14 protein-coding genes and 1 pseudogene are annotated in these 21,678 nt (G+C 56.3%); 5 read left to right on the top strand and 10 right to left on the bottom strand.

The genetic code is table 11. The features are described from left to right. The first annotated feature begins 227 nt into the window (after positions 1–227). Positions 228–614: an inovirus-type Gp2 protein gene (locus tag ACI77D_RS26475; RefSeq protein ID WP_407017789.1), complete on the top strand. Its 387-nt coding sequence runs from the start codon at positions 228–230 to the stop codon at positions 612–614. 253 nt (positions 615–867) lie between these two features. Here the strand turns inward: ACI77D_RS26475 and ACI77D_RS26470 are convergent, their stop codons facing one another. From ACI77D_RS26470 to ACI77D_RS26430, 9 genes are all read right to left on the bottom strand, one after another. Next, positions 868–1,638, bottom strand: a complete 771-nt coding sequence (locus tag ACI77D_RS26470) for a S24 family peptidase (RefSeq protein WP_128587814.1) — start codon at positions 1,636–1,638, stop codon at positions 868–870. A gap of 215 nt (positions 1,639–1,853) precedes the next feature. Continuing rightward, the gene (gene ppa / locus ACI77D_RS26465) at positions 1,854–2,381 is read right to left on the bottom strand and encodes an inorganic diphosphatase (protein WP_003176323.1); all 528 of its coding nucleotides are present in this window, start codon (positions 2,379–2,381) and stop codon (positions 1,854–1,856) included. Positions 2,382–2,474: 93 nt separating this feature from the next. Then, the gene (locus tag ACI77D_RS26460; RefSeq protein ID WP_221295724.1) at positions 2,475–3,305 is read right to left on the bottom strand and encodes a zinc-dependent peptidase; all 831 of its coding nucleotides are present in this window, start codon (positions 3,303–3,305) and stop codon (positions 2,475–2,477) included. A 6-nt stretch (positions 3,306–3,311) separates the two neighbouring features. Further along, complete coding sequence (locus tag ACI77D_RS26455; protein ID WP_064454304.1) at positions 3,312–3,968, bottom strand: DedA family protein; 657 nt, start codon at positions 3,966–3,968, stop codon at positions 3,312–3,314. Positions 3,969–4,281: 313 nt separating this feature from the next. Next, on the bottom strand, positions 4,282–4,740 hold the full coding sequence (locus tag ACI77D_RS26450; protein WP_053258200.1) for an N-acetyltransferase: 459 nt from the start codon (positions 4,738–4,740) through the stop codon (positions 4,282–4,284). 88 nt (positions 4,741–4,828) lie between these two features. Continuing rightward, positions 4,829–5,665 (bottom strand): ethanolamine ammonia-lyase subunit EutC, encoded by an 837-nt coding sequence (gene eutC, locus ACI77D_RS26445; RefSeq protein ID WP_407017788.1) that lies wholly within the window; start codon positions 5,663–5,665, stop codon positions 4,829–4,831. After that, the gene (locus ACI77D_RS26440; protein ID WP_064454302.1) at positions 5,662–7,056 is read right to left on the bottom strand and encodes an ethanolamine ammonia-lyase subunit EutB; all 1,395 of its coding nucleotides are present in this window, start codon (positions 7,054–7,056) and stop codon (positions 5,662–5,664) included. The genes eutC and ACI77D_RS26440 overlap by 4 nt, the downstream gene beginning before the upstream one ends. 64 nt (positions 7,057–7,120) lie before the next feature. Continuing rightward, on the bottom strand, positions 7,121–8,554 hold the full coding sequence (gene eat / locus ACI77D_RS26435; RefSeq protein WP_053258197.1) for an ethanolamine permease: 1,434 nt from the start codon (positions 8,552–8,554) through the stop codon (positions 7,121–7,123). A gap of 232 nt (positions 8,555–8,786) precedes the next feature. Then, positions 8,787–10,307 carry an aldehyde dehydrogenase family protein gene (locus tag ACI77D_RS26430; RefSeq protein ID WP_407017787.1) on the bottom strand — a complete coding sequence of 507 codons (1,521 nt, stop codon included), beginning with the start codon at positions 10,305–10,307 and terminating at the stop codon, positions 8,787–8,789. A gap of 272 nt (positions 10,308–10,579) precedes the next feature. On the opposite strand from ACI77D_RS26430, the gene ACI77D_RS26425 reads away from it, so the two are divergent. The 3 genes from ACI77D_RS26425 to ACI77D_RS26415 all read left to right on the top strand — a co-directional run bounded on the left by ACI77D_RS26425 (position 10,580) and on the right by ACI77D_RS26415 (position 17,106). Further along, positions 10,580–12,475: a sigma-54-dependent Fis family transcriptional regulator gene (locus ACI77D_RS26425; protein WP_407017786.1), complete on the top strand. Its 1,896-nt coding sequence runs from the start codon at positions 10,580–10,582 to the stop codon at positions 12,473–12,475. 188 nt (positions 12,476–12,663) lie between these two features. Next, positions 12,664–15,876 carry a hypothetical protein gene (locus ACI77D_RS26420; protein ID WP_407017785.1) on the top strand — a complete coding sequence of 1,071 codons (3,213 nt, stop codon included), beginning with the start codon at positions 12,664–12,666 and terminating at the stop codon, positions 15,874–15,876. A 279-nt stretch (positions 15,877–16,155) separates the two neighbouring features. Next, entirely contained in the window at positions 16,156–17,106 is a 951-nt protein-coding gene (locus ACI77D_RS26415) for a hypothetical protein (RefSeq protein ID WP_407017784.1), read from the top strand. Positions 17,107–17,488: 382 nt separating this feature from the next. On the opposite strand, the pseudogene ACI77D_RS26410 reads toward ACI77D_RS26415, so the two are convergent. Further along, positions 17,489–18,000: pseudogene (locus ACI77D_RS26410) on the bottom strand (transposase); the annotation flags it as partial. Between the two features lie 609 nt (positions 18,001–18,609). On the opposite strand from ACI77D_RS26410, the gene ACI77D_RS26405 reads away from it, so the two are divergent. After that, on the top strand, positions 18,610–21,615 hold the full coding sequence (locus ACI77D_RS26405) for a hypothetical protein (RefSeq protein ID WP_407017783.1): 3,006 nt from the start codon (positions 18,610–18,612) through the stop codon (positions 21,613–21,615). Positions 21,616–21,678: the final 63 nt, after the last annotated feature.

The raw sequence follows: 21,678 nt of genomic DNA, 5'->3' as shown, positions 1-21,678 counted from the left end.
GTGCTCTGTATTAGTATTATGCTGTGTAGTGTGTGGCTGTATTAGGTGGTCCATGTGTTGTAGTTGTTGGCTTCATGATATTTGGTGGTAATTGTAATGCAGTGCTTACATGCTGATTGGTTTGTTGATGGAGGCTCTCCTAGAGCCTTCTGCTCTGCCGATGAGAGTAGTTTGTGAAAAGTAACGTGGTGGGGCGATATGTATGAACTCATACATGGAGGCTCCACATGCTTCGTCATCCTGAAAATACAAATCTGAATCTTTATTTCGCCCCAACCTTTGCTGGTAGACCGTTGCTGGTTAGTAGTGCTCCTTTCATTCGCGAGTATTTACATCGTCTAGATGAGACGATTAAAAATTCCATCGAGCAGTACTCCCGGGTGTTTGCCTTTAGGGTGGACCTTCGTCTACCTGCCAACATCCAATTGCCTGCGTGTGCTTACACGAATCAAGTGATTGATCGCTTCATCGGATCCTTTAAAGCCAAGATTCGGCATAACCGCAGGATGGCGCTCATCAGTAATCCCAAAGCTCATGCCTGCGAAGTTCGGTACGTTTGGGCGCGTGGTGTTGAACACCATCGGACAGGGGAATGCTTGAGATGCCCGCAATAGCTAGGCTATCGGCAGGATTCTTAGATGGGATAGGATTATTTAGGACAATTAAAAAGCCGGCTTGTGGCCGGCTTCTCGGGGACTGCTTCAGCTTGTTTTTGACAAACCTCACCAGCCTTCAAATCGCTCAGCCCACATCACGTCTGGCTGAATAGTAGGGGCATCAGCGGGAACTCCTCCGCATCGCCAGGCAGGATAGATAGCGCAAAGCCACCCCCTGCCAAATGTGCGGCGCATGATACCCACATTCATTTCAAATGCCTACCTCCGGGTCCGATTTAGAGCCTTCCCAGCCCAGCAGGTGTTCGTCCAGTGGCACCGGTCGGCGGTTGTTGAGGGTGGACCACCAGAACACCCAGCCCACGATCTCGAAGTTCTGTTCGAAGCGTTGCTCGTGGGTGAGGTATTCGTCGGGGTGTTCGCTGGCGTTGTGGCTGCGCATGCGCAGGCCACCGCCGGGGCGGTTGTAGAGGTATTTGATGCGCAGCATGCCGTCGTGTTCGACGGCGTAGATTTCGCCGTCGGTGATTTGGCTGCGGCCGCGGTCGATGGCGAGGGTGGCGCCTTGTTGGATGATGTCGATCATGCTGTTGTCGACCATGTAGGCGCCTACGGCACGGTCGGGGTTTACGTTGAGGGTGTCGAGGGTGTGCAGGGAGACGCGGATGCGCTCGGTGGAGGTGAAGGTGGGGTGGAGGGCGATCTCCACGTCGATTTTTTCCGGGAGGCAGGCGGGGCCTGTGAGGTATTTGCCGCTGTCTTCGCGGGTGCGCAATCCTTTGGCGGTGTCCGGGCCTTCCAGCAGGAAGTTGGCCGGTGGGTGTTTGAGGCCTTCGCCGGTGCGTAGCCAACGGCTGGAGACGCAGAGCAGTTCTGCGATCTCGTTGAGTCGGCCCATGGGCACGCCGCGTTTGAACCAGTTGTTCACGTGTTGAGGCGTGACACCGCGGTTCTTGGCGAAGTCGGAGGCGGAAAGATGAACTTCCCGTAATAACGCTTTTAGTCGATCACCTGATGTATTCATAAACGCAGAGTTTACTGGCCGGAAAAATACATCAAATAAACTATGCGTTGAATTGCGCGTGTAGGGATTTGCTTAGTTGTAGTCCGATATTTCAGTGTTTTAATTTCTTTAAACGCTGCGCATTAAACATTGAACTTTGAGTTTAATTTTTCCCACAAAAAAAAGCCCCGAATAGTCGGGGCTTTTTTGATTGCCGGGGCAATGAGGAGCGGGTATCAGCCTTTGTAGGCAGCGACCGACTTCATGATCTCGGCGCGGGCGGCGTCTGCGTTGCCCCAACCGTCGATCTTCACCCATTTGCCTTTTTCGAGGTCTTTGTAGTTCTCGAAGAAGTGCTTGATCTGTTCCAGCAGCAGTGGCGGCAGGTCAGTGTATTCCTTCACGTCCACGTACAGCTGGGACAGCTTGTCGTGGGGTACCGCGATAACTTTGGCATCGCCGCCGCCGTCGTCGGTCATGTTCAGGATGCCGACTGGGCGCGCGCGAATCACCGAGCCTGGGGTAACCGGGTAAGGGGTTACAACCAGCACGTCGAGGGGGTCACCGTCGTCAGCCAGGGTGTTCGGGATGAAACCGTAGTTGGCCGGGTAGAACATCGGGGTGGCCATGAAACGGTCAACGAACAGGCAGTCGCTGTCTTTGTCGATTTCGTATTTGATCGGCGCGTGGTTGGCCGGAATTTCGATGGCGACGTAGATGTCGTTCGGCAGGTCTTTGCCAGCCGGAATCTTGCTGTAGCTCATTGGGCGTTGCCCCCGTAGTTGGCCATGGAACATGGCCGGATTGGCCTAAAAGTGGCGGCGATTATAGGCATATTCTGACGCCGACGCTATGCGTCAGACGTCGTGTGGCGCGTGGCGTTCAGTCTGATAGCGGGCGTCGCTGGCTTGCAGTTGGGTCAGGCGGGCCAACGGGTCCTGCCGATAAAAGCGGCTCAGTTGCGCGTACACCTGGGGATAAGTGCTGACCAGTAAATCCGGGGCGCTGAAAAAATACTCGCTGGTGACCGCAAAGAACTCCGCCGGGTTTTCGGCGGCGTAGGGGTCGATCTCGGTGTCGGCGTGCGGGTTGGCATCCAGCTGACGGTTGAGGTCGTCAAAGGCGCTTTGCATCACGCGGGCCCATTCCTGCACGCGCATGTCGTGGTGCAGCGGTGGCAGGCCGTTGGCGTCGCCGTTGAGCATATCGAGCTTGTGCGCCAGCTCGTGGATCACCAGGTTGTAGCCTTCCCATTGGCCGCTGGCCAACACGCCGGGCCAGGCGAGGATCACCGGGCCCTGTTGCCAGGCTTCGCCGCTGTGTTCGCCATCCCATTCGTGCTCGACGCCGCTGGCATCGCGATGGCGCTGCGGGCTGAGGAAGTCGTCGGGGTACAGCACGATTTCGTGGAAACCCTGGTACCAATCGAGGTCGCCGAGGTTCATCAGCGGCAATTGCGCCTGGGCGGCGAGCAGCAGGCGTTGTTCCTGGTGCAGGTCGACGCCGGGCAGGGCGGTGAGGTGTTTTTCGCTGAGGAACACCACGCAGGCTTCACGCAGCCACTGGTCTTGCTCGGCGCTGATGCCGTCGAGGAAGGTCAGGTGGTGGCGCACCCGTTGCCAGGTGTCATCGGCAATCGGGTGCTTGGCCAGCAGGCGCCGGCGACGCCAGGCGCTGAGGGACCACATCGCGGGTTACTGCGGCTTGGCTTCGGAGGAGTTGCGGCCAAAGCGGCTGCGGAATACGCCAATGATCATCGGCACCAGCGACAGCAGGATGATGAACACCACCAACAGCGACAGGTTTTTCTTGATAAACGGCACGTTGCCGAAGAAGTAGCCCAGGGTTACCAGGCCACCGACCCACAGGATGGTGCCGAACACGCTGAAGCCGAAGAAGCGCGGGTAGGGCATTTTGGCGATACCGGCGACGAACGGCGCAAAGGTGCGCAGGATCGGCAGGAAGCGCGCCAGGGTCACGGTTTTGCCGCCGTGCTTGTCGTAGAAGTCGTGAGTTTTTTGCAGGTAGTCGCGGCGGAAGATTTTCGAGTTCGGGTTACTGAACAAGCGTTCCCCGGCCGTTCGCCCAATGACGTAGTTGGTGCTGTCGCCGAGGATCGCCGCCAGCATCAGCAAGCCGCCCAGCAATATCGGGTCCATGCCGCCGCCTGCTGCGACAGCGCCGGCGATGAACAGCAAGGAATCACCCGGCAGGAAGGGCATGACCACCAGCCCGGTTTCGCAAAAAATGACCAGGAACAGAATGGCGTAAATCCACACTCCGTAGTTTCTCACCAGCATGTCGAGGTACACGTCGAGATGCAGGATCAGGTCGAGCGGGTTGAAATCCATGGATGGCACCTGTGTGAATGGCCCGGCTCAGCAGGCCAGTGCGGGGGCTACGGGTAAGTAAGGCTACAAGTGTATGCCGTATTTCTTACGACCTTGAAGGGTCGGCATTATACGGATTGAGAGGTGAAAAGCGTGTTGGTTTTGTAGCGGGGGATGTCGTGGGTATTCCGGGCATGCTCGCTCTTAAAGATGACTCAGGTCTAAATGTGGGAGCTGGCTTGCCTGCGATAGCAGAGTGTCAGTCAACACAGTGCCGGCTGGCCCACCGCTATCGCAGGCAAGCCAGCTCCCACAAGGGATCAGCTGCGTTCTCTCAGTCTTCGCTGATCGGCAACACGTAGTTCTTGAACTCCGTGTCTTCACGAAACCCGATCGACTCGTAAGTCTTCTGCGCCACGTCATTGTTACTGCTGGTCGACACCCGCAGCCGCACCGCATGGGTTTCCTTGGCCATTTTTTTCGCCGTGCGCATCAGGTTATCCGCCACCAATTGCCGGCGGGCGTCTTCAGCCACGTAGATGTCGTTGAGGATCCATACCCGTTTCAGCGACAGCGACGAAAAGCTCGGGTACAGCTGGCAAAACCCAAGCAGTCGCTTGTCGTCGTCATCGGCCAGGGCCAGGTAGATCACCGACTCCTTTCGGCGCAGGCGCTTTTCCAGAAAGGCCCGCGACGAGTCCGGGAAGGGCAAAGCCCCGTAGAACTCGCGGTATTTGACGAACAGTGGCGTCAACAGGTCCAGGTGTTCCAGGGTCGCTTGAGTAATCCGCATGCCAGGCCTCAACTTCCAAAGGGGTATGACCACACAAGCGGCCGTGACTGGATGCTGCCTAATGGTGAAAAAAAGTGCAATCGCGCTGCTATTGGTCATCCGGTGGGCTGAGTAGGAAATTGCCTTTCATCAGGTCGGGATCATCGGATTCGAGGGTCATAACCTGCGCCTCGTCCTTGAGATTGACCCCTGACAGCTGCCGACGACACGCCTCTTTCATCAAGTACAGCAGGCGATGCGCGGCCATGCCGTAGCTCAACCCCTCAAGGCGCACATTGGAGATGCAGTTGCGATAGGCGTCGGTCAGGCCGACCTTGGGGTTATAGGTGAAATACAGGCCCAGGCTGTCCGGCGAACTGAGCCCCGGGCGTTCGCCGATCAGGATCACCACCATCTTGGCGCCGAGTAACTGGGCGACTTCATCGGCGACCGCCACACGGCCTTGTTCCACCAGAATCACGGGCGACAAGGACCAGCCTTCGGCGTGGGTCTGTTCCTCCATGCGTGTAAGAAACGGCAACGTATGTTTATGCACAGCCAGTGCCGACAGGCCATCGGCTACCACGATGGCCAGGTCTACGCCGCCAGGGTTGGCAGCGGCGTAGTCGCGCAGGCGTTGCGCCGACTCATCGCTCAAGCGGCGCCCCAGGTCCGGGCGTTGCAGGTACATATGGCGGTCAACCGCAGCGCTGTGCAGCAACAGGCTCTCACGCCCGCGTTCGGCCATTTGGCCGCCCAGGCCCGCAGCGTCGAAGGGCAGGTGCACCGCGTCGCGCGCCTGGGCGTGGGCGAACTGGAAATCCAGCTGCGCGCTGGTGGGGATGCTGGTGCCGGTGCGGCCCAGGGCAATGCGCGCCGGGGTCAGGCGGCGCAGTTCCAGCCACGGATTATCAGGCAGTTCTACTTGCACGGGCGGCTCCTTCATCCCAATTGCTTCAAGGCGTGGCGAAACGCCGGTGGCAGGCTGTTGCCGAAGTGCACTTTGCCGTCGGCTTGCGTGAAGATGCCCATTTTCGCCAGCCACTGTTCAAATTCCGGTGCCGGCTTTAAACCCAATGTTTGACGGGCGTACAGGGCGTCGTGGAACGAGGTGGTCTGGTAGTTGAGCATGATGTCGTCGGAGCCGGGGATGCCCATGATGAAGTTGATCCCGGCCACGCCCAGCAGGGTCAGCAGGGTGTCCATGTCGTCCTGGTCGGCTTCGGCGTGGTTGGTGTAGCAAATGTCGCACCCCATCGGCACGCCGAGCAGCTTGCCGCAGAAGTGGTCTTCGAGGCCGGCGCGGATAATCTGCTTGCCGTTGTACAGGTACTCGGGGCCGATAAACCCTACGACGGTGTTCACCAGGAACGGTTTGAAATGCCGCGCCACGGCGTACGCACGGGTTTCACAGGTTTGCTGGTCAACGCCAAAGTGCGCGTTGGCCGACAAGGCGCTGCCCTGGCCGGTTTCGAAATACATCAGGTTCTGGCCCAAGGTGCCGCGATTCAAGCTCAAGCCCGCCTCGTAACCTTCTTGCAGCACGCTGAGGCTGATGCCGAAACTGGCGTTGGCGGCCTCGGTGCCGGCAATCGACTGAAACACCAGGTCCAGCGGCACGCCACGGTTAATGGCCTCGATGGAGGTGGTGACGTGGGTCAGCACGCAGGCCTGGGTCGGGATTTCGTAGCGCTGGATGATCGCGTCGAGCATCTCCAGCATGGCGCAGATCGAGGCGATGCTGTCGGTGGCCGGGTTGATGCCGATCATGGCGTCGCCGTTGCCGTAGAGCAGGCCGTCGAGAATGCTCGCGGCGATGCCCGCCGGTTCGTCCGTAGGATGGTTGGGCTGCAGGCGGGTCGACAGGCGCCCGCGCAGGCCCATGGTGCCGCGAAACTGAGTGACCACGCGGATCTTCTGCGCGACCAATACCAGGTCCTGCACGCGCATGATCTTGGAGACGGCGGCGGCCATTTCCGGTGTCAGCCCGGGCGCCAGGGCGCGTAGGCTTTGTTCGTCGGCCGCGTCACTGAGCAGCCAGTCACGCAGGCCGCCGACGGTCAGGTGGCTGACCACGCTAAACGCCTGTTTATCGTGGGTGTCGATGATCAGCCGCGTGACTTCGTCGCTTTCGTAGGGGATCAGCGCTTCTTCCAGGAAGTGTTTCAACGCAATGTTCGCCAGCGCCATCTGCGCGGCCACCCGCTCGCCGTCGTTCTGCGCGGCCACACCGGCCAGGAAGTCTCCGGAACGTGCGGGGCTGGCCTTGGCCATCACGTCCTTGAGGCTGTCAAAGCGGTAGGTTTGAGCACCCACCGCGTGGGAAAAGCTTGCCATACAGTGTCTCCTTGGCGACGCGGGCAGGCTGTGAGTAAAGCGCCCGCGTCGAGGTTTACGGCAGTTAGTGCAAGGCGGCCTCTGCGGCCTGGATCGCCGCGAATTCCTCTTCCGGCGTGCCTGCTACCAAGTGATGCCGGCTGTAGAAAGCAAAGTAAGCAATTAATACTCCATAGATGATCGCAGCGCCAATCACCACCCGTGGATCCACCAGAAAGCCCGCCACCACGGCCACGCACGCCAGCACCAGCGCCACGCCGGAAGTGAAAATGCCGCCCGGTGTGCGGTACGGACGGTCCATTTTGGGGCGACGGATGCGCAACGTGATGTGCGCGGCCATCATCAGCACGTAGGAAATGGTTGCGCCAAACACCGCCACCAGGATCAGCAAGTCACCCTGGCCGGTCAGCGACAAGCCAAAACCGATGATGCCGGGGATCACCAACGCGAGCACTGGCGCTTTGCTTTTGTTGGTTTGGGACAGTTTGCGCGGCAGGTAACCGGCACGGGACAAGGCGAAGATCTGCCGCGAATAGGCGTAGATAATCGAGAAAAAGCTCGCGATCAATCCCGCCAGGCCGACCAGGTTGACGAAGCCGCCCATCCAGGTTGAACCGCCGTAGGAGAGTGCCAGTGCTTCAACCAGCGGGTTGCCTGATTTGATCAGCGCGTAAGTCCCCGCGCCACCCGGTGCAATCACCAGAATCAGCAGGGCAAAACTGGTCAGCACCACAATGGCGCCAATCAGGCCGCGTGGCAGGTCGCGTTTAGGGTTTTTGGTTTCTTCAGCGGCCAATGGCACGCCTTCGACTGCAAGGAAAAACCAGATTGCATAGGGAATCGCCGCCCACACACCGACGTAGCCGAACGGCAGGAACGTGCTGGCGCCCTTGGCCTCGGTCACCGGAATATCCAGCAAGTTGGCGACGTTGAAGTGCGGCACCATCGACACCAGGAACACGCCCAGGGCAATCGCGGCGACGGCGGTAATCACAAACATCAACTTCAAGGCTTCGCCCACGCCGAAGATGTGGATGCCGATAAAGATGATGTAAAACGCCAGGTAAATCATCCAGCCGCCAATGCCGAACAGCGACTCGCAATAAGCGCCGATGAACACCGCGATGGCGGCGGGGGCGATGGCGTATTCGATCAGGATGGCGGTGCCCGTGAGGAACCCGCCCCAAGGGCCAAAAGCGCTGCGGGCAAAACCGTAGCCGCCGCCGGCGGTGGGGATCATCGAAGACAGTTCAGCCAGGGAAAAGCACATGCACAGGTACATGGTGGCCATGAGCAAGGTGGCGAGGAACATGCCGCCCCAGCCACCCTGGGCCAGGCCGAAGTTCCAGCCGGCGTAGTCGCCGGAGATAACATAGGCAACGCCAAGGCCGACTAACAGCACCCAGCCGGCGGCGCCTTTTTTAAGTTCGCGTTGTTGGAAGTAGTCGCTGCCGACTTTTTCGAAGTCGACGGAAGAGCCAGTGGGTTCGCTAGGCATAGGGAAGTACCTTCCATTGTTATTGTTCTAATTCGGCATCTTTGTGCCGAATGCGAGTTGCAAGGACATGTGGAGATTCAATAGGGGAGCAGGCTTGTGTGGGAGCTGGCTTGCCTGCGATAGCATCACCTCGCTGTGCCTGACACACCGAGGTGCCTGCATCGCAGGCAAGCCAGCTCCCACACTTGATTGCATTTCAAGTGGAGAACTGGGCGCCTGTTACAGGGTTTAGTTAGAAGAAGCCCAACGGATTAATGTCGTAGCTCACCAGCAAGTTTTTGGTCTGCTGGTAGTGGTCCAACATCATCTTGTGCGTCTCACGGCCCACGCCGGACTTCTTGTAACCGCCAAACGCGGCATGCGCCGGGTACAGGTGGTAGCAGTTAGTCCACACGCGGCCCGCCTTGATCGCACGGCCCATGCGGTAGGCGCGGTTGATGTCGCGGGTCCACACGCCGGCGCCCAGGCCGAACTCGGTGTCGTTGGCGATCGCCAGGGCTTCGGCTTCGTCCTTGAACGTGGTGATGCTCACCACCGGGCCAAAGATTTCTTCCTGGAACACGCGCATTTCGTTGGTGCCCTTGAGCAGGGTCGGCTGGATGTAATAACCACCGGCCATGTCGCCGCTGAGCTTCTCGACCTTGCCGCCGGTCAGCAGTTGCGCGCCTTCGCCCTTGGCGATTTCCAGGTAGGAGAGGATCTTGTCGAATTGCTGCTCGGACGCCTGGGCGCCGACCATGGTGTCGGTGTCCAGCGGGTCGCCGCGTTTGATCTGCTCGACCTTTTTCATCACCACTTTCATGAAGTCGTCGTAGATCGACTCTTCCACCAGTGCGCGCGATGGGCAGGTGCACACTTCGCCCTGGTTGAAGAACGCCAGCACCAGGCCTTCGGCAGCCTTTTCGATGAACGAAGGTTCGGCTTTCATGATGTCGGCGAAGAAGATGTTCGGCGACTTGCCGCCCAGCTCGACGGTGGACGGAATAATGTTCTCGGCCGCCGCGTGCATGATGTGCGAGCCCACCGGGGTCGAGCCGGTGAAGGCGATTTTGGCGATGCGTTTGCTGGTGGCCAGGGCTTCGCCGGCTTCTTTGCCGTAACCGTGCACCACGTTCAGCACGCCTGGCGGCAGCAGGTCGCCGATCAGCTCCATCAACACGCTGATGCCCAGCGGGGTTTGCTCGGCCGGCTTGAGCACCACGCAGTTACCGGCGGCCAGGGCCGGCGCCAGTTTCCATGCGGCCATCAGCAGTGGGAAGTTCCACGGGATGATCTGGCCGACCACGCCCAGCGGTTCGTGGAAATGATAGGAGGCGGTGAGTTCGTTGATCTCGGCACTGGTGCCTTCCTGCGCACGGATGCAACCGGCGAAGTAGCGGAAGTGGTCGGCGGCCAGCGGGATGTCGGCGTTGAGGGTTTCACGCACGGCCTTGCCGTTGTCCCAGGTTTCGGTGATGGCCAGCAGTTCGAGGTTCTGTTCGATGCGGTCGGCAATTTTCAGCAGCACCAGCGAACGGTCCTGGGCCGAGGTCTTGCCCCAGGCATCAGCGGCGGCATGGGCGGCGTCGAGGGCTTTGTCGATGTCTTTGGCAGTGGAACGCGGGAATTCGGCGATGGGCTTGCCGTTGACCGGCGAGGTGTTGGTGAAGTAGTTGCCATCCATCGGCGCAACGAATTCGCCGCCGATGTAGTTACCGTACTTGGCCTTGAACGAAACGATCGCGCCTTCAGTACCGGGATGTGCATAACGCATGGTGGGTATCTCCTGACTTTTATGTTTATTGGAGTACAGCGGTGTTGCGCTTGATAAAGCGTAGAGCAAAGGTTGGGCCACTGCTTTGCAGGCCAGGTAAATCAAGGGGTTGGGGTTTGTCGCAAGGCGTTGCTGTGACAGTCGTGGTACAGGCGGGGTGACAGTTTGTGCCATAAACGGTACAGCCTGTGACCGGTGGGTCTGCCCGGGATTGCAATGGTCGGATGGCTGGGGGATGCTGGCTGTTCTCACGCAGAGAGAATAATAAGAACATGCACAACGATCATTTCAGTCGCCATGCCCAGCAAGTCCTGACCGTCACCCGCGGGCAAGACCTTGCCCAAGGCCCCGGCAGCGACCCGTCCATCGCCCGCTCCTGGCTACGCTGCCTGGAGGACTATCACCTCGACCCCGCATTGAGCATCGCCCCCACCGTGCTTGAGCACGGCCGCCTGCTGGAAAGCCGCGAACGCCTGCAACAAGTGCTGAGCATCGCCGGCAGCGAGATGAACAGCCTGCATCAACAGCTCTCCGGCGCTGGCCATGCGGTGCTGCTCACCGATGCGCGCGGGGTGATCCTCAACTGCGTCACCGCGCCGTCCGAGCGCAAGATTTTCGAGCGCGCCGGGCTGTGGCTGGGTGCGGACTGGAGCGAGGCGTGCGAAGGCACCAACGGCATCGGCACCTGCCTGGTCGAGCGCCAGTCCCTGACGATTCACCGCGATGAGCACTTTCGTGGCCGCCATACGGGGCTGACCTGTTCGGCAAGCCCGGTGTTCGACCCCCAGGGTGAGTTGCTGGCGGTGCTGGACGTGTCGTCGGCGCGTGAGGCGGTGTCGCGCCAGAGCCAGTTCCACACCATGGCGCTGGTGAACCTGTCGGCGAAGATGATCGAGAGTTGTTACTTCCTGCGTCATTTTGAGAACCACTGGCTGCTGCGTTTTCACCTGCAGGCAGAATCTGTGGGGCTGTTCAGCGAAGGGTTGCTGGCATTTGATGGGGAAGGCCGGATCTGTGCGGTCAACCAGAGCGCGCTGAACCTGTTGGGGCAGGTTCGCGGCGGCTTGTTGGGGCAGCCGGTCGAGGCGTTTTTCGAGTGTTCGCTGGACCAACTGCTCGGCTGTGCCAGCGCCAATGCCACGGCCAGCTGGCCGTTGCGTACGCGGGATGGCCGGCAGTTATTCGCCGCGCTGCGCGGGCAGGCGCGGAGTTTTTCCGCGCCGCTGCCCAAGCCCGAGGCGCCACGCCTGCCGGGTATCTGCCTGGGTGACCCTGCGTTGCAGAGTGATTTTAACAAGGCGCTGAGGGTGTTCGAACGCGACGTGCCGCTGCTGATCAACGGCGAAACCGGCTGCGGTAAAGAGGCGTTCGCCAAGGCCGTGCATCAGGCCAGCTCGCGTGCCGACAACGCCTTCGTCGCTCTCAACTGTGCCGCCATCCCGGAAAACCTGATTGAAAGTGAGTTGTTCGGTTACCGCGGCGGCAGCTTTACCGGCGCGTTGAAGGAAGGTATGCGCGGCAAATTACAGCAAGCCGACGGCGGCACGCTGTTTCTCGATGAGATTGGCGACATGCCTTTCGCGTTGCAAACCCGTCTTTTAAGGGTGCTGGAAGATCGCGTGGTGGTGCCCATCGGCGGTGCGCCGCAGGCGGTAGACGTCAGAATCATCAGCGCCACCCATCGTGACCTGTTAGCACGTGTTGCCAATGGTAGCTTCCGCGAAGATCTTTACTATCGTCTCAACGGTCTTGAAATTGCCGTGCCGCCCTTGCGTGAGCGTAGCGACAAAGCGCAATTACTGGCGTTTTTGCTGGCGGAAGAAGCAGCAGGGCAGGTTGTGTTGCTTGAAGAGAAGGCGCACCACGCGTTGCTCGACTACGCCTGGCCGGGCAACGTCCGGCAATTGCGCAACGTACTTCGCACCTTGGCGGCCTTGTGCGAGAACGGGCGAATCAGGTTAGACGATTTGCCGCCCCTCATTCGCCAGGCGCGAGCGGCGTTGGTTGTCGAGCCCCGGCAGGGAGGCGCTCTGGACGATGCAGAGCGCGTAGTGTTGCTCAACGCACTGAAGCAGCAACATTGGCACATGTCCCACACAGCAGAGAGTTTGGGAGTGAGCCGGAATACGCTTTACCGGAAGTTACGCAAGCATGGAATCGAACGGTGACCACAAGCGTGATCTGCTCGTTGTTACCGCAGCACGTATGAAACCTGACTATTCATCACTGATGAGGGCAGTGTTTATAGCTGAAATATCTGGATAAATTTCCCCGAATTTTTTTTGTATGATTTGTAAGGCATTGCACCACTCAGCGTACGAACAGTTATTCATTTGAATCGTGCGCGAGTGTGGAAATGACAAATTTTGAAGGCGTTAGAGTCACGCCTACCTTATCAGGCAACATGGTAGGCGAACCTCCTGCGACTGCCGCCAGGGTGAGCATCAATAATGCAGTCGTTCACAGCAACACACACGCGCCAACGCCAGACACCCCCGAAGCGCGTTCAATGGCTGACGCTCAGTTGGCGAAGCCCTACGCGATCGCATTAGCGACGCGCTCCTATCACACCTCAACAGCGCCGCCTGACGTTCAAGTTACCCCTGAGTCCACACTCGGGCGTTGGCGGAACCCATTGGACAGTGCTTTCAAAAGCCCTGGATTTTTATCGTGGGCGAAAGAACAGGGGCTTGATACCAGGAGCCTCAAACTGGATCCCTTCCTCGGGGAGTTGACCGGCATTGTAAATGGCAAGATGCAAACGTTTTCCCTAAAAGATGATTCGGGCTGGTCAGATGTTTCTCGCGTGCTGTTGTCGATTGCCAGAGGGATCGCTCAAATGCCCGGGCAGGCGTTCAATTACCCCTGGCCGGACGGTAAGGTGCCGTTGTACACGGTGGGGCGATTTTACGGAGAGCCTATCGATCTCTCCCCTTCGCAAGCTGCCTCGCACCGTAAGAAATTAAAAGAAGGCGCCGCGTTTGAGTTTGCACCTGTGGGGTATGCGTCGCAGCGATCGGTAGAAGCATTAGCGGAGCAGGGCAAGGCGCAGGGTGATGACGCTAACCGTCATGCACTTATCGCTGCACTGAGGTCCCCGGTAGACGATGCCGAAGGGAAGATCGACCTGAATAACGTTAGGGTCCCGATTGACCGACGTTCAAGTTTATTTCTTACCGATCAGCGCCGGGAGATAAGTGCTGCACAACTGCTCGAAAGGCAAGGGCATAAACTACCCGTCAACAGCACGGAGGCACATGGCCTGGCTAACGCACTGACCTTTGACCTTGCGCACAGGGTGCCTGGGGCTGACGCTGGGGGCGTCAGGCATATTGGTGCGCTGCTGAACACAACTGAATTACGCAAGGTGAAAGCGGTGGTGGACCAGTGGAAGTTGAAGCATGCAAGTCAGGCTCCTGATCCGCAGGCAGGGGTTGGGGCAGGCAGTTTGTTACGCGGCCTGATCAGCACACTTGCGACGTCTACAAAGAAGGTGATTGCGGACAACCCTTCATTAGCATTGGACCAACTCATTCGGTCGCCCGAGGCGCAGGCGTTGGGCAAAACTATACAAGCTAGAATCAAATCAGCAGCGTCGCCGACCGGTGCAACTGAGGCCTTGACTGCGGCGCTTTTGCAAGAGCTTGACCCTAACCCAGGAAAATCACCTTTCAACTTGGCGGGCTATAACCTCTATAAAAGCGACAATGTGGGTGCCTCCGCTGCTGAAATCGTCAAACGTTTTACCGCTTACCTTGAAACTAAGGTGGGTGTTGAAGCGGCGCCTATTGCTGCGCAACTATTACTGTCAGCCGTCGCCCCTGAACTCTTGGTAAAAAGCATTCCTGCTGCACTTGTTTATGGGTCTCATACTTGGGCGGATTTTTCTATAGCGGTTGCCCTGGTAGAGCAAGAAGCGCCCGGCGCCTCAGGGAACATGACGCTCAGTCAAGTCATGAACTATGCGGATGCGCAGCTTAGTATTCTTGACGGTGGGGACGAGTTAGCTGCCGCGTCAGCCGATTCGCTTATTGCGTGGGGCCTCGCTAATCAGGTGATTAAAAACAACCCCCAGGGTCAATATACGTTCGAAGACGTTGAGCAATCATTAACGGTGTTAAAAAAGCAGAAAAAGGAATTGGCGTGGGCACGCGCTGAGCTGATGAAGCCAGCGCCCACTCGGGAGGCGTTGGCGCTGGCTGAATTCAAGCGGGTGTTCCCGGGTGTTGACCCGACGAAGAAAACATTAAGAAGTACTCGGGATGACACGTATCGTGTATCGCCCCTTGATGTCTACATGACGACGCCCATTAATCTGGAATGGTGGGCGCCGTTAAATGAAAAGGAGTTACCTTGGGCAACGATTAAATCTCGCTTTTCCGAGCTTGATCCAGACATCAATAAAACATTTTCTGAAACGTTTGAAGACTATACAAAGACTCAAGCGGCGGCCTGGGCTATCCAGTTCAAGTACCAGGTTTCTCTGCTGCCTAGAGTCGAACAAGAGCGTATAAACCAAGCGGATGTCACGTTCATGAGCGTGTCTCGCCCTTTTTTGGGTACAGAAGAAACGAACAGCAGCCAACTGTACCCCGGGCGCCGACCACGAACGCCGACCCCTCATGAACTCAAAGAGTTGGAAGGGGGGCAAGGTGTACTTATGAAAGTGGAGGGAGCTGATAGTAAGGTCGAGTACTATAGTTACTTCCCAGGCCTAGGAAAAATCGTTAAGGAAAAGGGGGAGGCTGAAGAACAGTCACATTTTGACGACAGCAAGTATTTTTCCCCGGATTCCAAAGCTCGCGTACCCGGCACGAATAATGTTTTTACGAAATTTGATGTCACCCATCAGGACCGTGATTTGCCGGAGGTCACCGGTGAAGGACGAGTTCCTTATTTTTCTCGACGCAACGGTTCGCTGGCTACCGTGGTGGGTAAGTTTTTCACTAAAGATTATGGGTATTTGAAAGCCAAGGCTGTCGGTGAAACGAGGATTGAAAAAAATACAGCAGGTATTCATGCCGTCAATGATTTTCTCCTTTCGCTTATTCCTTTCTATGACGGTATTAAGGATGCGATATCGGGGAATGTTGCGGGCGCAGTTTTTAATATCGGGTTCGATATTTTGGGGTTCTTTCTTCCCGGGGCAAGTGCCGCGAACAAGGCGATGAAACTGGGCAAGTCAGCAGGCAAAGTACTCAAGCGCTCTTTTTTTGCGGGTCTCGGCGCTTCGGTGGGCGTTACCGATGTTATTAACCTTCCGAGAAATATTAAGCGGGGGGTGCTGGCTGTAAGTAAAGATATAAAGAGGGTGTACAAGCATGCAGATGAGGTGCTTCCTCGACTCAAAGGCAACTATAGGTCTTATGAAGTGACAAGGACTTATAAGGACGGTGATGTCGTCAAGGGCTTCTATCAGGTGGAATCAGAGGGTGTGCGTAGGCCAATAGTCGCTGTCTTAAAAAAGGGGGCTTGGTATGCGTACAGTTCCCTCACGAATACACCATTTGGTCCTCAGTTAGCGCAATTTGGTGTGCTGAGCGCACTGGCGCCGTCGAATAAGACGTAATGATGTTCAGGCGGTTGGATTGGCGAGCGCTCACCGCATCGGTGTGAGTGCCTTATAAGCGATGCGCATCTTTGAGCAATTTAGCAGGCTGATTAGTGTCAGGCTGGCTGGTAAAGTGTGCCTGCGCGCCTGGAAAGTATTCTCCAGGATTATTGCGTATTGGTCATAGTGCTGAACTATTTGTTTTGTAGCTTGGAACTGCTTGCGGCCTATCTGTTACACAGTAAGTGGAAGAAATGGATGGCTTTCTAATGCACATCAATCATTAGGTAGATCATTATGATGTTTTCAAATGCAGCGGCAAGGCCGGTAGTATTCTCAAAGATTGGGGAGTTTTTCAGTGGTGGATTCACCAGGACCGAAACGCCTGGTTCTATAAGGACAGGTGAAGCACCTAAGGTAGAAGTCCCGGGAGGGTCCAAGCCGGCAGACGGTAGCAATAACAATTTTGATCAGGGTTTTGTTGATAAAAAAGTGGGTTTCGACGGGCCGGGGCAAGCCACGGGTCATCGCCAGACTGGGGATGCCCCTGATGCAGAGGCCCCAGTTACTCCGGAAGTGGCTCAACACAGAGAAGCCAACAGGAAGAAGTGGCAAGCTCAAAAAGATGCTGACGCCCGGGATAAGCTATTTGATCAGCCGACGGCAGGTCGAGTAGACGGAAAGGAGGTGGAGCCTTTTTCGCAGAGTAACCTGGAAGAAAGCGCCGAGGCGGTGGTGAAGGCTAAAGCTGCGAAGGCGGATCGAGCACTTCCGCTTGAAATGCGAAATATTGCCAAGGTCGCCGGAATTACGGCAGCGATCACAGTACCCTTAACAGTTACCGGGACACTCGCCGCCAACGTCGCTATTGAATTTCTTAAACCCATAATCAATCCACCGAAAACTCCGGCCACAGAGCAACATGTTATGGAGTCGCGGCTGGTCGATGATGCTCAGAAGGGCGTATTCCTATTAGCCAATACGTTGGGTGGCCTTCGCTCAGAGGAGGCTGTCAAACCAAGCGTGGAATGGTTGGCCAAGACAAATGAAGAGCGGATGGACTATCTTGATGAGATGCTTGACTTCCTTGAAGTAGAATTTGCTAAAGAAGCGAAAGCGCTGAATGTTAAAGTTGAGGACCCGACACCCGGTGCGCAAGAAGATGATATCAAGAGCCGGGCTATTGGCATGGAATCCAGAATGGCATATATCACCGGGCTGATGAACGCTATCAAAGCCAAGCTATAGATAATGCCAGCGTTGTACCCGTTGTAGTGGGTTGTTCCGACAGATCCACTGCGTAAGCAGTTGCTCGCGTAATAGGGGCAACTGCTTACCGTGTTTTCATACAGCAACCCTCGCGCGGGTGAATACTTTGATTATTCTGACGTTGCCTGTTTCTGTCTTTCCTCATTACTTGTGCTCGCCGAAGAGTCCACCGCCCAACCTGAGTCATAGGGGGCCGAGGCGGTTGATCAGCCTTTAGGAAAGTTCTGAAGTAACCACCGATTTTTCATGCCCTCGCTACTTGAGGCTTAAGAATCAAAGGTCCGGCGAACAGCAGAACGTTCTTGCCCTTAATTCATAATTCTTTCCTCTGGTCGCGCTGTTTCAAAGCGATCAGCCCGCCTCACAGACGCACCTCGCCCATACCCATCAACCGTTTTGGCACCCTCCACAGATTCGACAAAGCGAACAAGGTTGTCTGTTGAGCGATGTTTTTCGACAAGCCACGAAAGCGCACTTTCGTATAGCCAAACCGGCGCTTGATCATGCGAAACGGATGTGCAACCTTGGCCCGTACCTGCGCATCCCCGCACACATAAGTTTCCTCGCCGTGCAGTAACTGATCGTCGCATCGACCAGCGTGTCGCGACGCAGCAGCAAACCACGATCACCCAGATAGCCATTGATGGCCTGCAAACTCCCGCTCGCCAACACATGTTTCTCCAGTGGGCGCGGGACGTTGAGGGTCGTGGTTTCATCGGGAATCCGATCCAGATGCAGCCCCGAAAGCTGGCGCAGGATCGTGGTCTCGTAAGGTGCTTCTTCCAACGCCGGATCGCTGTAACCGAACCCGCTCTGCATCCGATGAGCCTGCAACATGGCCAGCAATGGATACGCCGGACGACCGCCTTCACCCGTTGAACTATTCTCAAAGAGCAGTTTTCCGTTAATAGGTAGGCTGTATGGGGTTGTTAGTTATATTCAATCGATATAACTGTCTCATGGCTTAGTTGTTCTGGAACTTATTGGGTGGTGTGGGCCACTTAATGTTCGAGTGCCGGGGAAGCCGCTCTTCAATGTCAAGCACTGTCTGGTTGGTTTTCTGGTCAGTGGGTCTGCGCTCAGGGTATAGGGAATTAAAATAGCTCGCCAGTTTGGGCTGTTCGAATGATTGATTTTGAAGGTTGGCGCTTATTAAGTAAGCCTTAAACGTGGCTGGCCTTATAAAAAGTTTTCGCGATGCGTGCTGTTGATTCAGGTGCGTTTGCGAGCCGTTCATCGAATGCCTGAAAGAGAGATGAAAATATGACTGTGCCTACTATAAATGTTGCACCCTTTGGCTTGCCAAAGAATGGTTTTCCTCAACTGAACCGTAACGTGGGCAGTGCACCGTCGACGATGAGTGAGCACACTTCGTCGGGTGACCCTGAGGCGGCCCGAGCGGCGGCCGATGCGCGTGTCGAGCAAGATTCTTTGAAGCAGTCTTCAGCCGGATCGCGCGTAACGGTTCCACCCGAGTCGACCTTGGGCCGCTGGGTTGAAGCACTGAAGTGTGCGACCCATTCTTCTGCGTTCAAGCAACTGGAGGACATGTTTGGTGGGTATGGTGCGTTTACCCATATTGAACCTAACAAAGCTGAAATTTGGTTTGACGACGGGCTCAATAAAATAAATAGAGATTCCCCTGAGCGCAACGATATTCCGGGCGGTAAAGCGTTGTTTGACAACTTGATGGTCATCGCTAAAAAATTGGCGCCTTATGGCACCTTGAGCCGCCGTGACGTTTATCAACGTGACTGGCCAGGACACACTCCGAACACGGTCGATTCAAACGTTGTTCGTCAATTTATTTATGGCCAACGTCCGAAGACGTTGCCCGACCATCATGTGCCTGCCGAAATTTTAAATAAAACGGGTGAAGCCGAAACGCAGCACAACCTGCTCGCCGCTTTGAAAGAACAGATTGAGGCGCCCGGCGCGAAGCCGGATCTGGAATCCATCGTCGTAGAGATCGCACCGCACTCTGTCTTTTGGCGCGAAGACCAGCCGCAGCCTGTCACGATGAACCTCAAGCAATTGATGGCCGCTTACGGTTTGCACGTGCCAACCACACTGGAAGCACTTGCCAATTTGGAGCGCGTATTGTTTGCACCGCCATTGAGTGCGCCACGTGAAGGTAATTGTGGCGGGTTGCTGACTAAAAGTGTGCCACTGGGCGAGGATGCTCAGGAAAAGATAGTCGAAACCGTCAGTGCCTGGAAGGCGCTTCAAACTCAGGTTCCGCTGGACGCAGAGGGTAAGGCCCCCAGTCTTTTCGAGTATTTGAAACGTGCAGTTCCAGAGTCTGTGAGGGCGCTGGCCGCTACCCATCCAGAAGCGTTTCTCAACGCCTTGATCGACACCCATCAAGCCCGTGCATTGGGTAAGCAGCTGCAGGAAGCGATTGGCGCATTGCCCACCGCTACCAGTGGCCATGAAGCACTGCTCACGGCGTTAGGGCTGGAAGCCAACCGGTCATCAGCGGGGGTGGAGCGCGATCATTTAGCCGGGTATAACTTGCGGCAACAAGACAACGTGGGGCGTACGCCAGCTGAGATCGTCAAGCGTTTTGAAACCCATATGGAAAGTATCGTCGGCCCCGAGATGGCGAAAGTAACTGCCTACCAATTGCTGTCTATGTCGGCTCCGGAGTTTTTGGTCAAGGATGTGCCGCCATCAGTGGTTTTTGGCTCCCTGCAATGGGTAATGTTCAGCGCTGAAGTATTTCGCCGCGAGCAGAGCACCCCGGGATCGTCGGCGGGCAAGCGCTATGATCAGATCAGGGAGCATGGGGCTCTGGAGCCCGTTGCACTGGAGCAAGAGTATCAGTCGAAAGCGGCTACCGTGCAGGCAGTGGTCGACTGGGGTATAGCTAAAGGCATTATCAAGCAAAACAGTGAGGGCTATTCCGCTGAAACCATCGCGAGCGTAACGGCTGCCATGGAAGCAGAGGCCAATCGCCTGGCGGCGACTCTGAAAGGTATTACGGCTTCACTGCCGACTCGCCGGGAGTTGGCGCTGGCGGAATTAACGCGGGTATACGGCGAAGAACACGCGCACCTGTTTGAAAAACAAATACTCACCCGCCAATCGGGGATAAGTAGACTCACAGACTCTCTGTTGAATCTTTATATGTCTGGAACACTTGACTCCGGCTGGAATTCTACTATTTCAACCTTTCCTAATGAGATTTTACATCCAGGCATGAAAGCGCTGCCTGATATCAAGAAAGATTTCTTTGAGAAGTTTGATGCGTACACCGACAGCTTCAGCAAGACGGCAGGTGAGATGTTCCAGTATCACGTATCGCAGTTGCGGGATGAAGATCGGAAGCGATTTGAGTTCGGGGGTGTAGAAACGAGGTATTTGAGCCAGGTGGAAGCGTCTGATTTTCCTAAAGACAGTGAGAGTAATGCGTTATTTCAGATGTTCGGAAGTGGTGCGTTTCTCATCACCACTGCATTGAAAGGTGAAACGGTTAAGTATATTTACTCGCCACAGTCAGGCGGGATCATCAAGGAGGGCGATCCTCTGCCTGGCGTCCCTGAGGGGTGGAGTGTAAAGTCCAGTCGCCGTGCACCTTTTTTCAGTTTGAGTGTTGGGGCGGAGCGTTACGGCTTAACAACTATCTGGAGTACGGGCGGTGCTAACGAACTGGAAGAGCCCCATACGCTTAAGCCGAGGAATACTTCATCGGAGAGGTCCGGCATGTTTGCCAGGCAGATAAGTCATCTTTATAAACATGCTGTCGGTCAGCTTAAAGACGCGGCCAATGGCATGAGCGACTCCGAAAAAAGCAGCGCTCGAGCAAAAATTTTCAATAACTTCATCCTGAGCCTTCTTCCCTTTCACGACCTGGTGAAAAATATAATCGAAGGCAATAAACATGATGCCGCTGTTAGCGGGGTTTTTGACTTTATCGGTTTGTTTAATCCTGCAGCTAAAGGCGGCTTCAAAGCGGCTAGCGTCGGTGCCAAAGGGGTAAGTTCAGCCTTGACGTTTCTCAAAGGGGCTGCCAAGTCAGGGCTTAAGGCTGCAAACCCGTTAGGGGCTGTTTATGATGTGGGGAGTGGTTTATTCAAATTGGGCAAGACTGCTTTGAATGCGGGGGTCCCTGTCACCTTGTCCTCGTTTGCGAATAAACTTCGCATCTCTGGGCGTGGTTGGAGCATCCCTCACGGTGGTTCCAAACAGAGCATCGCCGAAGGCACTTATCGGCGGGCAGGTGAAAGGAGTAGCAACACGCCCGTCGTTGCGGGGAAACAAGGCAACAACTGGTACGCCTTAGATCTCCAGACACTGAAGCCCTATGGCCCTGTGTTGAAAGACTTCACGCCCATTACGGTGAAAGAGTTGCGTAATCTTCGTTATGACATGGGTACTTCTATAAAGGATGGTTCTGGACCTGTTGAGACGGTCGGAGAGTTTCAGGAGAACGAATCGGGTCCGACACCGCCCGAGCAGCCTTCTCAGTTGCAGGCAGCCCGATAGGCGCTGGTAAGACAACCCGTACTGCCTGAGGGTTCTTTTCCAGGTTTGGCCGCAAGCCTGCTG

Origin of the sequence: Pseudomonas sp. O39, from assembly GCF_045447295.1 — a bacterium.
GTDB classification, from domain to species: domain Bacteria; phylum Pseudomonadota; class Gammaproteobacteria; order Pseudomonadales; family Pseudomonadaceae; genus Aquipseudomonas; species Aquipseudomonas antarctica_A.
This window is presented reverse-complemented; position numbering and strand designations above follow the sequence as displayed.

Bases quoted from the DNA above. Each gene is read 5' to 3' on its own strand.
- ACI77D_RS26475 (WP_407017789.1), top strand. From the start codon at position 228: ATGCTTCGTCATCCTGAAAATACAAATCTGAATCTTTATTTCGCCCCA.
- ACI77D_RS26470 (WP_128587814.1), bottom strand. From the start codon at position 1,638: ATGAATACATCAGGTGATCGACTAAAAGCGTTATTACGGGAAGTTCAT.
- ppa (WP_003176323.1), bottom strand. From the start codon at position 2,381: ATGAGCTACAGCAAGATTCCGGCTGGCAAAGACCTGCCGAACGACATC.
- ACI77D_RS26460 (WP_221295724.1), bottom strand. From the start codon at position 3,305: ATGTGGTCCCTCAGCGCCTGGCGTCGCCGGCGCCTGCTGGCCAAGCAC.
- ACI77D_RS26455 (WP_064454304.1), bottom strand. From the start codon at position 3,968: ATGGATTTCAACCCGCTCGACCTGATCCTGCATCTCGACGTGTACCTC.
- ACI77D_RS26450 (WP_053258200.1), bottom strand. From the start codon at position 4,740: ATGCGGATTACTCAAGCGACCCTGGAACACCTGGACCTGTTGACGCCA.
- eutC (WP_407017788.1), bottom strand. From the start codon at position 5,665: ATGAAGGAGCCGCCCGTGCAAGTAGAACTGCCTGATAATCCGTGGCTG.
- ACI77D_RS26440 (WP_064454302.1), bottom strand. From the start codon at position 7,056: ATGGCAAGCTTTTCCCACGCGGTGGGTGCTCAAACCTACCGCTTTGAC.
- eat (WP_053258197.1), bottom strand. From the start codon at position 8,554: ATGCCTAGCGAACCCACTGGCTCTTCCGTCGACTTCGAAAAAGTCGGC.
- ACI77D_RS26430 (WP_407017787.1), bottom strand. From the start codon at position 10,307: ATGCGTTATGCACATCCCGGTACTGAAGGCGCGATCGTTTCGTTCAAG.
- ACI77D_RS26425 (WP_407017786.1), top strand. From the start codon at position 10,580: ATGCACAACGATCATTTCAGTCGCCATGCCCAGCAAGTCCTGACCGTC.
- ACI77D_RS26420 (WP_407017785.1), top strand. From the start codon at position 12,664: ATGACAAATTTTGAAGGCGTTAGAGTCACGCCTACCTTATCAGGCAAC.
- ACI77D_RS26415 (WP_407017784.1), top strand. From the start codon at position 16,156: ATGATGTTTTCAAATGCAGCGGCAAGGCCGGTAGTATTCTCAAAGATT.